The following is a 17,430-nucleotide window of genomic DNA, read 5'->3' on the forward strand; positions in this document are numbered from 1 at the left end:
AAACACCATATTTAAAGATGAAAAAGTTATCACCTACCCAATCCAGGGAAATGAAAATTGGTTTAATGATAGTAGCTGCCATAGCTATTCTCTATTTTGGAATCAATTTTCTGAAAGGAGTCAATTTATTTAAACCCGCAAATTATTACATCGTAAAATTCAAAAATTTAAATGGACTTGCCATTGCAAATCCCGTAACCATCCAGGGTTACCAGATAGGACAGGTGCACGAAATAGCATATGATTTCTCAAAAGACAGCGCTTTCCAGGTGTTTATCCGTATAAACAAAGACATAAAACTTCCTAAAGGAACTTATGCGGAACTTAAGGATGCCGGGTTAGTAGCCGGGGAAGAGATTGAATTAATATATCCCAAAACGATATATGCAGGATATTATGCCTCCGGAGATACACTTCCATCAACTATACAACAAGGATTAATGGCCACAATCAACAATCAGGTAATGCCCAAATTACAGGCAATCATCCCAAAAGTTGATTCCTTACTCGACGCATTGCATGCAGTGGCAGCCAATCCCGATATTCAAAAGAGCTTAGCTTCTATTGCGCAAACAACAGATAACCTGAGTCAAACATCAAACCAACTGAAACTATTGATGGCTCATGATGTTCCCAATGTGCTGAACAAAGTCAACATCATGGCAGATAATTTTGACGCGGTGAGCCAGAATTTACGCAGCATAGATTTCCAGAAGACGATTAATAGTGTCAATCAAACATTGGATAATGTTCAATCCATAACCAATAAGATTAACAGTAAAAATGGGACATTAGGCATGCTGCTGAATGATACTACCCTATACGTTTCACTTACGCATCTGACACAGAGTACAAATAATCTGATGGTTGATCTTAAAGCTCATCCAAAACGTTATGTACATTTCTCTCTGATCAGTTTCTAAACATGAAATAATAATCAATAAATAAAGACTATATGCAATTTGGATCATTAAATCTCAGCAAAAAAGCAAGCGATACGTCGCCTGCCAGGACAGAAAAAACACGCTGTCTGATTATCGGTTCCGGACCAGCCGGTTATACTGCCGCTATTTACGCGGGACGTGCCAATCTCGCTCCAATCCTTTATCAGGGGATGGAACCGGGAGGTCAATTGACCACAACGACTGAAATCGAAAACTTTCCAGGTTATCCGGAAGGAACAACCGGCACACAAATGATGGAAGATCTTCAAAAACAGGCTGAACGGTTTGGAGCTGACATTCGCTTTGGTATTGCCACCTCGGCTGATTTATCAGCAACTCCTTACAAAATCACTATCGACGATGAATTGGTCATCGAAGCAGATGCTTTGATCATTGCCACAGGTGCTAAAGCAAAATATCTGGGAATTCCCGACGAACAAAAATATGCAGGAAGCGGCGTATCAGCATGTGCAACCTGTGACGGATTTTTTTACCGGAATAAAGTGGTTGCAGTAGTTGGAGGTGGTGATACAGCTTGTGAAGAAGCTGTTTACCTTGCCGGTTTATGTAAGAAAGTCTATATGATCGTGCGCAAGCCTTTCCTGAGAGCATCCATCATCATGCAGGAGCGTGTAAAAAAAGCATCCAACATTGAAATCCTTTTTGAGCACGAAACCTTAGGTTTATTTGGAGAAGGAGCCGTTGAAGGTGTTACTTTGCTTAAGAAAAGAGGTACGCCAGACGAAGAAGCCATTAAGATTGCCATTGACGGATTTTTCCTGGCGATCGGGCATCAACCTAACACAGAATTGTTCAAAGAATATATAAAGCTCGATGAAAACGGATATATCATGACTCAGCCGGGAACACCGATGACAAATCTACCCGGTGTATTTGCAGCAGGGGATGTAGCCGATCCGCATTACAGGCAAGCCATCACTGCTGCCGGAAGCGGTTGCCAGGCTGCCATCGAAACAGAGCGTTACCTGTCAAGTCATTCTTAATTTTTCGATACAGGTAAACATCCGGATACATGCTCACTGTATCCGGATGTTTCATTTAATACTATTGGCAAAGAAGACAACAATAAATCTATTACAAATGAAAACAGACTTTGTCAGTACAGCCATCACAAAACTTCGCGCATTTCGTAGCGAATCACAAATTCCTCCTTATAAACTTGGACTGGCATTGAGTGGCGGTGGAATTCGCGGCTTAGCTCACCTGGGCATTATCCAGGCATTAGAGGAACATGGCCTTAAACCTGACATTTTATCAGGCACAAGCGCCGGATCAATTGTGGGAGCCCTATATGCGGACGGATATTCACCAAAGGAAATTGCCCGGTTTTTCCAGGAATCAAAATTTTTTCAATGGGCTAAAGTTGCTTTGCCAAAACAAAGCCTGATATCTTCTGAAAAATTATACAAAGCAGTCGGGGAACTACTTCATGCCGAAACATTCGAAGAATTGAGTCTCCCTCTCGTTATCAGCATGACGGACTTTACGAATGGCAAGCCAGTATTTGTGGAAAGCGGTCCGTTACTCGACATTATTATTGCCTCTTCAAGCATCCCCATTATTTTTAATCCGATTGAAATTGGCGGGAAACAATATGTTGACGGAGGATTAACCTGTAATCTGCCTGCCAAAATCATCCGTCCACGTTGTCAGGAATTGATTGGTGTGCATGTCAATCACATTCCTACTTCACCCCCTTTACGTTCGATTTGGGAAATTGCTGAACGTGCTTACCAAATTACGCTGGAAGCAAATACTCTCGATGAAAAAAAGGTTTGCAATCTGGTAATTGAACCTACCAAAGTGCGTAAATATGGATTATTTGACGTGAGTGACAGTCAAAAAGTATTTGATCTCGGATATGATGCCGGAATGAAAGCGCTGGATAAATATCTTGAGGACAAAAAATTGTCAGAAAAATCCATGACAGCTATTCTTTAGTTTCGCTTTAGTTTTCCGTTCGACATTTGTAAGCTGAAAAATGATTCATCATAAAGTTATGGTGATCAAACTGAACTCTAATCTTTAATTTCACTTGCAAATGAAAACTGGCCTATTGACATTGTTTTTCATGCTTTCTTCTTTCGTTATCGTAAACGCCCAAAACACTTTTAAAGCTATTCTAAAAGATGACGCTACGGAAGAACCTATTATTGGAGCGGCTGTCACTATTGATTCGTTGAAACTCGGCGCTGTGACCGATACAACCGGACTGGTAACGCTTACACATATTCCGAATGGCAATTTTCAGATTAAATTCAAATCAATGGGATATTCTACAAAAACTAAAACATTGCACTTCCCGTTAGCATCACGCAATAAGGTTTTTGACATTGATTTGGAACCTTCTACGAATGAAATGGATGAGGTTGTCGTCTCCATCACGCGAAGTAACCGGAGTATTGAGGATATCCCCACCAAAGTGGATGTTGTTGCCGCAGATGACTTGGGTGAAAAAGGGATGATGCAGCCCTCGAATATTGCGTTATTATTTAATGAAACGACTGGAGTGATGGCACAACAAACTTCAGCCATAACTGGAGCAACATCACTTCGTATGCAAGGGTTGGACGGTCGATACACCACGATATTAAATGACGGCATGCCACTTTATGATGGTTTTTCAGGAGGATTAAGTATCGTACAAATACCACCGATGAATTTGCAACAAGTAGAATTTATCAAAGGAAGTGCATCTACTCTTTATGGTGGCGGAGCTATAGGCGGCGTAGTCGATCTGATAACAAAACAACCTGAAAAACAACGAAAACTTTCATTTCTCTTCAATGGTACTTCCGGAAAAGGATTCGACGGGAGTGAATATTATGCACAACGATGGAATAAAATAGGCGTCACACTGTTTTCCACATACGATCATTCTTCTGCCTATGATCCCTTCCATACCGGTTTTTCAGCAATACCGCAAAACGGTCGGGTTACTGTCAATCCTAAATTATTCCTTTATCTCGACAAAAACACTACTGCCTGGTTTGGCATTAATACATCTTTTGAAAAGCGTTTAGGTGGTGATATGAACGTAATTGCAGGAAATGCGGATAGTACACATCAATATTTTCAACGAAATAATTCAACCCGGCTATCAACTCAATTTTCATTGAATCATCAATTCAGTGATAAAAGCCAATTGAATGTAAAAAATAGCATCAGTTTTTTTGGCAATAATCTTCAACAACCGGCTTTCAATTCAACCGGACGGGAAGTCGCTTCATTCAGTGAAGTTAATTATCAATATTCAGCGCCTGTTTCCGAATGGGTTGTCGGTGCCAATCTTTGGACAGATCATTATCAGACGATCCATTCTACACAACCCGACTATCAGCTTACTACAGTCAGCGCTTTCGCCCAAAACACATTAACGCCGTGTCCCTGGTTTACGTTTGAGAGTGGGCTCCGTTTAGATGAAAGTAATGTATCGATAAATACACAGAAAAACGAATTTTTTGTCCTCCCCGAAATCCATGCCTTATTCAAGGTAAATACGCATTGGAGTACACGTCTTGGAGGAGGATTAGGATATAAAATGCCATCGCCATTTGGCTTTGAAAATGATCAATATAATTATGCAACCCTTCAACCGTTAAATGTTGCCCAAACATTAGCCGAACGCAGTTATGGCGGTAACTGGGATTTTATCTATCAGACCAGTGGAGATGGAATTACGTTCAGTCTTGACGAAATGCTTTTTGCAACCCGGGTGAATCATCCTCTCGTTGAACAAAACAACAATTCACTGACCAATGCCAATGGATATGTTCTGTCACAAGGAAGCGCGACCAATGCGTCCATGATCATCGGCGATCTTAACCTTTTTGCAGGATATACTTATACATTAGCACAACAACATTTTAATAACCAGGTTACCTGGCAACCACTCACGCCAAAAAATCTGCTTTATCTCGATTTTGCTTACGAAGATGAAGGAAACTTCCGTGTCGGCATCGAAGCTGATTACACCAGCAATCAACAGCTTATGGATGGAACTATGGGAAAACAAACATTTATCACAAGTCTCCTTGCCGAAAAGATGTGGAAACACTTCAATATATTTATGAATGTGGAAGACCTGGCTAATGTACGGCAAACTAATCTTTATACAGGATCCATTACCCATCCGGTCTTTGAAGATGTATACGCTCCATTAGAAGGACGAATGATTAATCTGGGCATCCAAGTTCATGTATAACAAACAACCAAACTATTGTGTCACGAAAAATCTTACAAAATCAAATAATATCGGAATAAAATCTTTAGTTTTGCTTTAGATTGTTGTTGTTTATTTGTAGCAAAATAGTCTGTATCAAAAATCTGCTTATGAAACTGTTAATCGTCGAAGATGAAGTAGATTTATTAATTGCCATCAGTAATTATCTGACCAAAGAAAATTATCTTTGCGAATTGGCTGACAGCTTTCGTAAAGCGGAAGAAAAAATCCACTTATACGAATATGACATCATTTTGCTAGACATTACACTGGGAGATGGGAATGGTCTGGATTTGCTGAAAATCATTAAAAAACATAATGTTCAGGCCGGTATTATTATTGTTTCAGCAAAAAATTCTTTGGATGATAAAATCAATGGCCTCGATCTGGGTGCGGACGATTATATGACCAAGCCTTTTCAGCTTACCGAATTAAATTCTCGTATTAAAGCATTGCTGAGAAGGCGAAGGTTTGAAGGGAACCATTTGGTTACATTTAATGAAATAATTTTGGATACAGACAGCAAATCTGTTAGCGTTAATCAACAACATATTGTGCTGACGCGAAAGGAATACGAGTTATTGCTTTATCTTATGGTTAACAAAAATCGCGTTTTAACCAAAGAAGCTATTGCCGAACATCTTTGGGAAGACAATATCGATTTGTCAGATAACTTTGATTTCATTTACACCCATATGAATAACTTACGCAAGAAAATTAAAAGATGTGGTGAAAATGACTATATAAAAACGCTTTACGGTATGGGCTATCAATTCACGGATCAATGAAGTTCCTCACTAAAATAAACCGTAATTTCTTCATATTATTTGGAGCAATGCTTCTGGTCATCAGCATTGCAGATTATTTTATTCTTGATGCCATGTTTCTGGAAAATGCCCGTGAAGGAATGCTACGAAACGCAATGATTATCAAGCACCAAATAGAAAACACAAAAGAGCTTCCATTATTCGACCCGTTGACAAAAGTCACAGTCATTCAAAAACCTTCGGGAAAACTCAAATCCTCAATTAAAGAAATTGATTTATACAACACCCACGAGCAAGAAATGGAACCCTATGCCGAATATAATCGCGAAGTATACGTTAATGGCGTTTACTATAATATTCAGTTACGGCAAAAAATGCTTGAAAAAGACGACCTCATTCTTTCCATTGGGACTACTTTATTTTTGCTGCTTTTGATCACTTTCTCTGTTTCCTTTTTTGTGAACCGGAAAATGAACAAGACGATCTGGAAAGGTTTTGAAAACAACCTGCATGAAATAGAAGGGTTTAATCTGGCCAGAAAAACTCCCATACACCTTGAAGCAACGAACATTGACGAATTTGATCGCCTGAATGAAATCATTTATGGGCTGACAAAGAAAATTCAAACAGATTATAGTTCATTGAAAGAATTCACAGAAAACGCATCCCATGAACTGCAAACTCCGCTGTCCATCGTATTGTTTAACCTGGAAGAACTCTTACAGCAACCGCTTAATGAAGAAGATTTTAAAAAGGTAGTCACCTCCATTAATGCTCTAAAAAAACTCTCACACCTTAACCAGAGCCTTTTGCTGTTAGCTAAAATTGAAAACAATCAGTTTGCAGCCACAGAAGACATTGATTTACTAGAAATCATAGAACGCAAACTCAAAGAATTTGAACCGTTGATCCATGCAAAGAAAATTGCTGTGGAATGGAAAGAAAAAACATCATGCTACTGGCAAATCAATCCTTATCTTGCAGAGATATTAATCAGCAATTTACTATCCAATGCTTTGAATCATAACACTCCAAAAGGATCTATTTCAATCCGTATAACAAAGCACGAATTGGCTATTTGCAATACCGGTGTGAAGAGTCCTTTAAACGACGAAACCATTTTCAATCGTTTTGTAAAGGGAGATTCTAAATCGCATGGCTTGGGATTAGCCATCGTCAAACAAATATGCGAAACTCACAACGCAACCATTCATTATGAGCAGGGAGAAAATCATTGCTTCAAACTTACATTACCAATAGAATAAGATTATGCACACATTCGTGAAACTATTTCGTTTTCAGAAAACGGATCGGAGGCTTCATCGGAAAAGTCTACCCGGCACATTCCTTGCCTTGCTGCTTCTTTGCTTCTGTAGTCAAAATCTCTTTGCTGAAACTTCCCGGACATTGGACTTCTATTTGCAACAGGCCGAAAAGAATAGTCCCCTGATCAATAAAACACTCAATGACAATAGGGTTGTCGCATTAAATTTACAGGAAGTAAAAAAGATTCTTCGCGATCCGCAAATCAATCTTAATGCTGCCGTGATGCTTGCCCCGATTATCTCCCATGACAACGGGACTCAGTTGCAGCTTGCTTCCAATAACGCAACTAAATATAACGGATATGACCTGGCTATCACGAATGGCGGTCAATATCAGGCTCTGCTGGCTGTTCAGCAACCTCTCTTCACACAGCCTTCTTATCGCGCTTATGAAGAAAAATCGAATATTAATCAGGATATCAACAAAAACACAATCCGCCTAACCAGGCATGATATCCAACAGCTTGTTAGCCACCAATATTTATTGTGTCTCAATAGCGCTATGCAAATGGAAACGTCCAACAAATTGGTCAACGAGATTGGGAATCAACTCCGCATTATGACACCTTTGGTTGCAAATGCCATCTATAAACAAACCGATGAAATGTTGTTGCAAATCGAATACAAAAACTATCAGGATGCCTATACTGCCCAGCGTGCCGCATATGTTGCCAACCTGTACGATTTAAATGCTTTATGTGGCATTCAGGATACGTCTGTTGTCACTTTGGAACCTGCGCATCTGGTGATGAATCAACTCCCCACAAAACAATCTTATTTTCTAACCGCTTACAAACTGGATAGCATGGCATTGCTTTCGGATCTCAAAATCAACAACCTCAAATATCTCCCGCAAGTTAATCTTTTCGCTGACGGTGGATTGAATGCTTCTTATCTGCCTACTCCCAACCGTTTGGGAATAAGTGCCGGCATAACATTTAGCTGGACACTGTACGATGGGCATCAACGTAAGATAGAACAGGAAAAAACGCACTATGGGTTGGAAAACATTGCCTTCGATAAGCATAATTTCATTACGCAACAGGATATGAATAAGAGCAAAATCATCCATCAGATTAATGCGCTCAACGAAAGGATTCAAAACCTGGATGATCAATTGAACACCTATAAAAAACTGGTTACTGCTTACGAATTGCAGCTTGCCCACGGAAACATGTCCATCATGGATTATAAAAACCTTTTGAGGGATGTCGCTGCCAAGCAGCAGGAAGCTACCCTTGCCCACATCGAAAAAGAATCGCTGATCTGTTCTTTCAATTACTGGAATTATTGATTTCCTTAGTCACATCATCAAACATAAACACAAATCGTGCAAAACAATGAAAAAGCATTTTAATATCTGGATCGTACTTCTTATTGGCATCACCATGGCTGCCTGTTCGGGCAATAAATCGAAAGAAGCACAGGATGACCAGTCTTCTCCTGTTGTTTCGGTCAAAATAGTCTACCCGACGGATGGCAATATTTCAAATTACATCACCGTAAACGGAAAAACAATTTACCTGAAGAAGAATGCCATCATCGCTCCTTTCTCCGGATACATTACAAGGGTATTCATCCACTTGGGCGATAGGGTACGGAACGTCCAACCGTTATTTATTTTAGAAACAAAAGAAAACCAGGCGCTCGCTTCTTCTCCCGGATTAACTTCCAATGCCGGCAGAATAAAAATAGCTTCTCCTGTAGCTGGATTCATTAGCGATCTTGCTGTTTCGGCACCGGGAACTTATGTAACAGAGGGAACCGTCCTGGGTAACGTAGTACAAAACAGGCAAACAACAATCCAGATGAATGTACCTTTTGAATATCATAACCTAATTCGACTCAATGAACTATGTTCCATACAGCTTCCTGACGGCACAAATGCACAGGGATTAATCAGTAATATTTTGCCTACTATCGATCCTGTTTCACAAACTCAAACCGTCTTCGTCAAACCCTTAACAAATGAACCTCTACCCGAGAACCTGAATGTTATTATCCGGTTTATTGATCTTCAACATCATCATACATTGCTGCTCCCTAAATCAGCCATTCAAACCAATGAAACACAGGATCATTTCTGGGTAATGAAAGTCGTTCATGATACGCTGGCCATTAAGGTGCCTGTCATAAAAGGGATAGAAAATGATAGTACTATCGAAATCCTCAATCCGGTTATTTCTCCCTCCGACCCGATTATCACTGATGGAGGGTATGGCTTGACAGATAGCACAACCGTTAAAATAGTTCGCTAAAATGGAAAAGCTATATATCCGTTTCAAAAGCCCTATCGCAGTTATTTTGTTATTAATCCTGATTGGAGGTGCTTATTCGTACACTTCAATGAAAACCTCTTTGTTCCCAAACGTCACTTTTCCAAAAATCAAAATCATTGCCGATAATGGAGAACAACCCGTCGATAAAATGATGGTGACCGTGACAAAACCTCTTGAAAATGCCATCAAACAGGTTGAAAATTTGCGAATGATTCAAAGCACCACCAGTATGGGAAGCTGCGAAATATCTGCTTTCATGGATTGGGGTTCAAACATTTACCACGACCAACAACAGGTTGAATCACGTATTGCACAAATTAAAAGTTCATTACCACCGGGGGTCAAGATTACTGTGGAAAAAATGAATCCTTCCATTCTTCCGGTAATGGGATATTCATTGCAATCATCCACCAAGAATCCCATTGAATTAAAAATGATTGCCGAATATACGGTCAAACCATTCTTATCCCGCATAGAAGGAGTTTCGGCAGTGGATGTTATTGGCGGCAAAACCAAAGAATACCGAATTGTATTAGATCGACAAAAAATGGAGCTTTTGAAAATCAGCCCTCAGGATGTTGCCAATGCACTGCAACAAACCGATTTTATTCAGTCGAATGGTTACACGATTGACTACCGAAGACTTTATTTAACGGTAACTGATGCCACATTACGAACAATTAATGAGCTCAAAAACTTGACATTGTTCAATAACACAGGTCGGCAGATCAAAGTTTCAGACATTGCACATGTGGAAGTCGCTGCCCAAACAGAATATGTCAAAATAAAGGCTGACGGGAAGGATGTCCCGTTGATTGCTGTTGTGAAACAACCCAACAGCAACTTAATTGATGTTGCAAGCCAAGTTACAAAACAAGTCGATATCCTAAACAAAATCCTACCTAAAGGGGTGAAATTAGTCCCTTATTATAATCAGGCTGAATTTGTAAAAAATAGCATCAAAAGCATCATGGATGTGCTCTGGATAGGGCTATTGTTAGCTATTGTCATTGCTATTATCTTCCTAAGGTCAATCAAAGCCAGCAGCGTGATCTTAATCACCATTCCGCTAACACTGTCGTTGACCTTCTTAGTGTTATATGCCATCGGGTTCGATTTCAATATCATGACAATCGGCGCTATTGCAGCCGCCATCGGCTTGATTATTGATGACGCCATTATTGTAGTGGAACAACTTCATCGAACCCACGAACAATTTCCTGAACGTAAAACCAAGGATTTGATCGGGAAATCAATTCAATACCTTTTCCCGGCTATGGTCAGTTCATCCTTGAGTACCATTGTCATTCTTATCCCATTTGAATTAATGTCAGGCGTAGCCGGAGCATATTTTACAATTTTAACCAAAACGATGATTGTCACATTGGTTTGCTCCTTCTTTATCACATGGATTGGTCTTCCGGTCATCTATCTTTTACTTTCAAGGAATAAACCAAAATCAGAAACGGCTATTCATTATCATGCTAAAAGTTATCGCTGGATGTCTTTTTTTGTAGGAAAACCTTATTTGAGTTTTGGCATTATTGCTATATTAATTGCTGCCATTGTGTTTAGTGTGCCAAAATTAAAATCAGGATTTCTACCTGACATGGACGAAGGGTCCATTGTGCTCGATTATAACTCCCCTCCCGGCACATCGTTGGAAGAAACCAACCGAATGCTCAATGAAGTGGATAAAATATTAGAGAAAACTCCTGAGGTAAAAGCCTATTCAAGACGAACCGGTACGCAAATGGGATTCTTTATTACTGAGCCCAATACGGGCGATTACTTAATTCAGCTTCATAACCATCGGACAAAAACAACGGTCGAAGTTTCAGATGAAATCAGAAAACAAATTGAACATACGATTCCTGCACTCACTGTCGACTTCGGACAAGTAATCACGGATATGCTCGGCGATTTGATGTCAAGTGTACAACCTATCCAAATTAAGATATTTGGAAATGACCACAATAAACTGATGTCTCTTTCAAAACAAGTGGCCGATAGCATTCAGACAGTACCAGGTACGGCTGATGTCTTTGATGGGATTGTTATCGCCGGCCCTATGCTCAGTGTGATTCCGAACGAAGCAAAATTGGAACAATACGGGATGACAGCTGCTTATTTGCAAGAACAGATCCAAACTTATATTAACGGAACGGTGATTGGAACCATTCCTGAAAAGGAACAGCTGACTAATATTCGAATGATTTTCCCATTGAATAATCAAACACCAATTGATCAATACAAACAGATGAAGATTTGCACACCAACCGGTGTTTATCTCCCCTTGAGCCAGTTTGCTTCATTTAGCATCCAAAGTGGGGTCACCGAAATCAATCGTGAAAACCTGCAAACAATGGGTGTTGTTACGGCGCGCTTGAATGGAAAAGATTTAGGTAGCGTCATGAAAGGAATTCGATCTAAGTTAAGCCAAATTAGTTTACCCCCTTCCTACCAGATTGTGTATGGTGGCTCTTATGCACAACAACAGAAGTCATTTTCGGAGTTGTTGAAAATCCTTATTCTTGGTGGGTTATTGGTTTTCACGGTTGTCCTTTTCATGTTTAAGAGCTTGAAGTTGTCGTTAACTGTCATATTCATAAGCATTTTAGGTATATCTGGCAGTGTGGTTGCCCTGCTTCTCACTAAAACACCTTTGAATGTCGGCAGCTATACCGGCCTAATCATGATTATCGGTATTATCGGGGAAAACTCCATTTTTACCATTCAGCAATTCCTTTCAGAACTAAAACACACTGACACCAGCAATGCATTAGTTAAGGCTCTTTCTGTCAGGTTACGCCCTAATTTGATGACTGCTTTAGGTGCAATTGCAGCACTATTCCCTCTGGCATTAGGAATAGGAACCGGAGCGCAGATGCACCAACCTTTAGCCATCGCGGTTATTGGAGGATTTATCATTGCACTACCGCTGCTGCTGATTGTGTTGCCAAGTATTCTAAAAATAATCATCAAAGAGAATCCAATCGTATATCAAGCTAACAAATAAAAGATAGACACATAAAAAACCACCTCTGAAAGCAACAGTTTATCCAGAGGTGGTTTTTATTTTATTTGGTATAGGGAAGACCTTCCTATTCGTCGGAGAAATGAACTAACATTCGGCGATACACGTTAAAAATAGCTGATTTTGAAACAAATCCAATATATTTTCCATTTTCAACAACTGGAAGATTCCAAGCTCCTGTCCTTTCAAAAATTTTCATTACAGATTCCATTGAATCATCGGCAGAGATAACTGCAGGAGGGGAAATCATTAATTCACGCATACGGAAACGATTATATAAATCCGAACGGAACATAATATTCCGTACCTCATCCAATGTTATAATACCAAGCAATTTGTTATTTGAATCGACAACAGGGAAAATATTACGTTTAGAAGAAGAAATGATATTGACCAGATCGCCCAATAAATCATCCGGATGGACAATGTCTAAGTCGGTTTCAATAACATGTTGCATTCTCATAAAACCCAACACCGCACGATCTTTATTATGTGTCATCAATTCGCCAGCTTTCGCTAAACGCATAGCATAAATACTATGGGTTTCAAATACATTCATCGTCAAATAGGCCACTGTGGAAGTAATCATCAAAGTCATGAACAGATCATATCCTCCTGTAACCTCTGCTATCAGGAAGATTGCCGTCAGCGGTGCAAACATTACTCCCGACATAACCCCAGCCATACCAGCAAAAGCAAAGTTTTTAAGTGGTAAGTGAAATCCTAAAAAGAAATTCATGGCATAAGCGAGCACATAACCGGTAAGACCACCTACAAACAAACTTGGAGCAAAAAGGCCTCCAACTCCGCCACCACCATTCGTAGCTGTTGTTGCAATCACCTTAAAAAAAACGATACAGACGAGATAGATAATTACAGCAACCTCTTCATTGCGGAAATGATAAAAAAGACTTCGATTGAACAAGATATCCGGTGTACTGCCCGACAACAAGGCACTGATGGTTGAATATCCTTCACCATATAATGGCGGAAAAAGGAATATGAGCGCGCTTAATATCAATCCGCCAACGAGCAATTTCTTTTGTGTAACCTTTAGTTTAGCAAACATTGCTTCCATGCGGTTTGTCATACGGGTAAAGTAGAGAGAAACAAATCCGCAAGTGATTCCCAGAACAATTAAATAAGGAATTCGTTGTACTGTAAACGGAGCAAAGTGAGAAAACTGGAACATAAAGCGGTCTCCCATCAACAAATAAGTCAATGCAGCTGCTGTTGCCGAAGAAATGAGCAGAGGGATGACAGAAGCCATAGTCATGTCAAGCATCAGTACTTCAAGCGTGAACAATACTCCGGTAATAGGCGCCCGAAAAATACCACTAATAGCACCGGCAGCCCCACAACCTACCATTAACATCAATGTTTTCTGGCTCATCTTGAAAAATTTTCCCAAGTTTGATCCAATGGCAGAACCGGTTAACACGACAGGCGCTTCTGCTCCCACAGATCCTCCAAATCCTATGGTGATTGCACCTCCCACCATTGAACTCCAGGTATTGTGAAGTTTAATGATAGCTTTGCGTTGTGAAATAGCATGCAATATTCGGGTTACTCCATGACTGATATCATCCCGAACAATTCTACGCACGAACCACCCGGAAATAGCGATACCAACGATAGGTAAAACAAGATACCAGTAGTTCGCCTGATCAAGTGAGAAATGCTCAGTCAGTAATTGCTCTATAATATGGATAACCGATTTAAGAATAAAAGCAGCCAGCCCGGCTAATAAACCGACAACAAAACTTAATAACAGGATAAAGTGGCGTTCTTTGATATGTTCTTCTCGCCAATGGATTAATTGAATGTGGTTCTTAGTACCAAGAATTGAATGTGGAAACTTAATATGAATTGCCCTGCTTTTTTGAAAACTCATGCTTCAATATAAAATTAATCGTCAATCTTTTTGTATAATACATTTTGATAAGGATATGGAATTTCAATCCCCTCCCGGTCATAGCGCTCCTTGATAGCCTTCAGCAAATCACATTTTATCACAAATGCATTGCCACTGTTAGATGCCCATACCCAAGCCCGCAAGGTGATAGATGAATCGCCTAAAGCCATCACCCGTACAATAACCTGCGGTTTCCCTTGTTCTTTGTCGCTCTCGCTACGATGATCTATAAGTAAAGGATGTTTCATTGCTTCATCCTGCATGGAAGCTATTGCTTTATCAATATTTGCGGCATAGCTAATGCCAACTTCCACAAATGCACAAACAGGTTGATCTATAAAACTGGCGTTTACGATAGTCGCAGAATTAATGGTTGAATTGGGGACAATAATACTTTTATTTTCAGGATTTCGTAACACGGTATGCCGTAAAGTAATATCCTCTACATTGCCTTGATTACCATCTGACAACACCACAAAATCACCTACCCGGAAAGGTTTGAAAAGAATAATGAAAATGCCGCTAATAATATTACCCACAGCTTGTTGTGCAGCAAAACCAATAGCAGCCGTCACAATGGCTGCCCCAGCTAACAAAGCCGATCCAATCCGTTTTAACTCAGGAATTTTATTGAACAGGATGAGCATCCCGACAATCACCACGAAGAAATTAATCGTATTCTTCAAAAAAGTATAATTGGTAGGATCCATCTTCATCGTCTGTGCCGCTCTGTGAAAAACGCGCTTCAACACATACGAAGAAAGTTTGACTAACAGGAAAGTCCCAATGATAGCCCCTGCAATCCAGATTATCTCTTCCAAATGTCCCATCGGTGGATGTTCCATATTTTACATCAATGAATTATGTCATCAAGCAATCAAAATACATTAGAAAATACAGGAATTGATTGTCCTTTTAAATCAAGGAGATTACACGAACTAGTATTTATGTTGTAAATTTGAAGTCCAAAATTACTATAAAAAATGGAAACTCTCACACTATTGCAGAAATATTTCGACCCTTCTTCTCTCGCATACACGATTTTAGTCAAGCATAGTTATTCTGTCACACAAAAAGCAATCGCCATAGCAGAATCACATCCGGAATGGAATCCTGATATTTCGTTTATCAAGGAAGCAGCTATGTTACATGATATCGGAATCTTTCTAACGAATGCTCCTGCTATTGGCTGCTTTGGTAAACATCAATACATTGAACATGGCTACTTGGGATCTAATATTCTAAAAGCAGAGGGACTCCCACGGCATGCGTTGGTGTGTGAACGTCATACCGGCATGGGATTAAGTATACAGGAAATTGTAGAAAAAAATTTACCATTACCCCACCGCAATATGATTCCTCTCACTCTGGAAGAGCAAATCATTTGTTATGCCGATAAATTCTTTTCCAAATCTCAAAATAACAAAGAATTTTCCATTGATGAAGTCCGAATATCTCTTACTAAGTATGGCCCTCAAGTAATCCAGCAATTTGACAAATGGACATCATTGTTTCTTGGCATAGAGGTTGGTAAACTGGTAAGCAAATCCGAAACTAAGTAATTCCTTAAATTGCCATGGTTTGGGATAAACTCCATTGGTAGAAAGCGAGCTATTATCAAAGCGGGGATGTATCGAAATCCGGGCAGAGAAGAAACGGTTTATTGTAACATTGGCAATAGTTTCCCAATCCAGTTGCATTGAATGATAATTGGTAAAGTAATATAAACGGGTACTCACATCAACGTAATTTGAAAGCTGTTTTTCGTAGTTTACAAGAAATGAGCTACCAAACTCACGTAGGCTGTTCTGTCCCGGTTTAATTCCATACAAGGCTAAATTAAAGTTTGTCGTGTTCGCAACATGAATATACCGATAGGTAAGAGGCGTGATCAAAAAAGAAAGTTTATTTTTATTGTAATTCATACCTACACCTAAATCAAGCTGATAGGGAGAAAAAAATCCATTCATTTTTGTTATGGAATTAAGCGCAGAAAACGAAGTTAAGGAATAAGTTGTAAGCTGTCCTGATAAGCTGTAATACCAATTATCAAAAGCCTTTACACCAAACTTACTGGACAAACGGATTAGATTATCGGTAACAGAATAACCTCTGATGGAATCAGCAGCTTCACTTTGAATTCCCATATGATAGGTGAAATCATTATCAAATTGAATATTTTTCTGGTCATAATTTGCATCTGCTGTCAAAATAAAAAGTCCTGCCACATTACTTTGGCCCCCCTGATACCAGTTTGAAGAAGTTAAGTTTTGAGACAATTGCCCCAAAACGCTTCCGCTTGTCATCCATGGAGATTTTATAAGCTTAGCCACTTTCATATTATCCGGAACATTCAATTCATACCTATGTTCCAACTTCAATCTTTCTTTTCTAGGAATGTTAATTACATGTGCTGTAAATTGTTCTGGGTTTGGTAATGACTCAATATCATATTTAAAATAAGCAGGATTAGCCATCATGAGTTGGTTCTTCTCCCAATTTCGAAGGCTATCCGTATAGCGAATAACAGAAAATGCAGGGTTAAAATAAGATGCCACAGGCTCCCCAAAAGAAAGATATTTTTTCTCCATCTGAGCAACAACCGGAGCTGGAGGAGGGGTAAATTTCACATTCAGACCGGTAAAAACCAAGTCTATAAACAACGGATTGGCCATAAAAAATGACCTGTCAGGCAAAATAGCATAATTAATGCCACTAACCGTGTCAAGCTCTGGCTGTTGATTCTTTTGCAATAAATTAATTGCCAACGAATCGACGATGTTAGCATTCAATGTATTTTGCAAAGAATTATGATTAAGAACAATGGTATCTTGTCGTTGAGCGAAACAAACCCACGCAAAGGTTGCAAACAAAAAAGTGATCCAAATCTTTTTCACCATGACTATATAGATTTTGAAAG

At 39.5% G+C, this 17,430-nt stretch carries 13 protein-coding genes; 10 read left to right on the forward strand and 3 right to left on the reverse strand.

Annotated features, from left to right (window positions below):
- Window positions 1–17 precede the first annotated feature (17 nt).
- From FHX64_RS08370 to FHX64_RS08410, 9 genes are all read left to right on the forward strand, one after another.
- The gene (locus tag FHX64_RS08370) at window positions 18–923 is read left to right on the forward strand and encodes an MlaD family protein (RefSeq protein WP_183413322.1); all 906 of its coding nucleotides are present in this window, start codon (window positions 18–20) and stop codon (window positions 921–923) included.
- A gap of 32 nt (window positions 924–955) precedes the next feature.
- A complete protein-coding gene (trxB, locus tag FHX64_RS08375; protein WP_183413323.1) occupies window positions 956–1,948 on the forward strand; it encodes a thioredoxin-disulfide reductase in 993 nt (330 codons plus the stop codon).
- Between the two features lie 97 nt (window positions 1,949–2,045).
- Window positions 2,046–2,906, forward strand: coding sequence for a patatin-like phospholipase family protein (locus FHX64_RS08380; RefSeq protein ID WP_183413324.1), 861 nt, complete (start codon window positions 2,046–2,048; stop codon window positions 2,904–2,906).
- A gap of 100 nt (window positions 2,907–3,006) precedes the next feature.
- Entirely contained in the window at window positions 3,007–5,169 is a 2,163-nt protein-coding gene (locus tag FHX64_RS08385) for a TonB-dependent receptor (protein WP_183413325.1), read from the forward strand.
- Between the two features lie 128 nt (window positions 5,170–5,297).
- Complete coding sequence (locus FHX64_RS08390) at window positions 5,298–5,975, forward strand: response regulator transcription factor (RefSeq protein ID WP_183413326.1); 678 nt, start codon at window positions 5,298–5,300, stop codon at window positions 5,973–5,975.
- Window positions 5,972–7,219 (forward strand): sensor histidine kinase, encoded by a 1,248-nt coding sequence (locus tag FHX64_RS08395; RefSeq protein ID WP_183413327.1) that lies wholly within the window; start codon window positions 5,972–5,974, stop codon window positions 7,217–7,219. The genes FHX64_RS08390 and FHX64_RS08395 overlap by 4 nt, the downstream gene beginning before the upstream one ends.
- Before the next feature lie 4 nt (window positions 7,220–7,223).
- Window positions 7,224–8,573, forward strand: a complete 1,350-nt coding sequence (locus FHX64_RS08400) for a TolC family protein (RefSeq protein ID WP_183413328.1) — start codon at window positions 7,224–7,226, stop codon at window positions 8,571–8,573.
- Between the two features lie 46 nt (window positions 8,574–8,619).
- Window positions 8,620–9,537, forward strand: a complete 918-nt coding sequence (locus FHX64_RS08405; protein WP_183413329.1) for an efflux RND transporter periplasmic adaptor subunit — start codon at window positions 8,620–8,622, stop codon at window positions 9,535–9,537.
- 1 nt (window position 9,538) lies between these two features.
- Complete coding sequence (locus FHX64_RS08410; protein WP_183413330.1) at window positions 9,539–12,577, forward strand: efflux RND transporter permease subunit; 3,039 nt, start codon at window positions 9,539–9,541, stop codon at window positions 12,575–12,577.
- A gap of 85 nt (window positions 12,578–12,662) precedes the next feature.
- On the opposite strand, the gene FHX64_RS08415 is transcribed toward FHX64_RS08410, so the two are convergent.
- Together FHX64_RS08415 and FHX64_RS08420 are read right to left on the reverse strand one after the other, a co-directional pair.
- Window positions 12,663–14,489 (reverse strand): chloride channel protein, encoded by a 1,827-nt coding sequence (locus FHX64_RS08415; RefSeq protein ID WP_183413331.1) that lies wholly within the window; start codon window positions 14,487–14,489, stop codon window positions 12,663–12,665.
- Window positions 14,490–14,503: 14 nt separating this feature from the next.
- Window positions 14,504–15,355 (reverse strand): mechanosensitive ion channel family protein, encoded by an 852-nt coding sequence (locus FHX64_RS08420; protein ID WP_183413332.1) that lies wholly within the window; start codon window positions 15,353–15,355, stop codon window positions 14,504–14,506.
- A gap of 138 nt (window positions 15,356–15,493) precedes the next feature.
- On the opposite strand from FHX64_RS08420, the gene FHX64_RS08425 reads away from it, so the two are divergent.
- A complete protein-coding gene (locus tag FHX64_RS08425) occupies window positions 15,494–16,072 on the forward strand; it encodes an HD domain-containing protein (RefSeq protein WP_183413333.1) in 579 nt (192 codons plus the stop codon).
- On the opposite strand, the gene FHX64_RS08430 is transcribed toward FHX64_RS08425, so the two are convergent.
- Window positions 16,016–17,410, reverse strand: a complete 1,395-nt coding sequence (locus tag FHX64_RS08430; protein WP_183413334.1) for a DUF3078 domain-containing protein — start codon at window positions 17,408–17,410, stop codon at window positions 16,016–16,018. The genes FHX64_RS08425 and FHX64_RS08430 overlap by 57 nt on opposite strands.
- Window positions 17,411–17,430: the final 20 nt, after the last annotated feature.

Source organism: Microbacter margulisiae (assembly GCF_014192515.1).
Taxonomy (GTDB): domain Bacteria; phylum Bacteroidota; class Bacteroidia; order Bacteroidales; family Paludibacteraceae; genus Microbacter; species Microbacter margulisiae.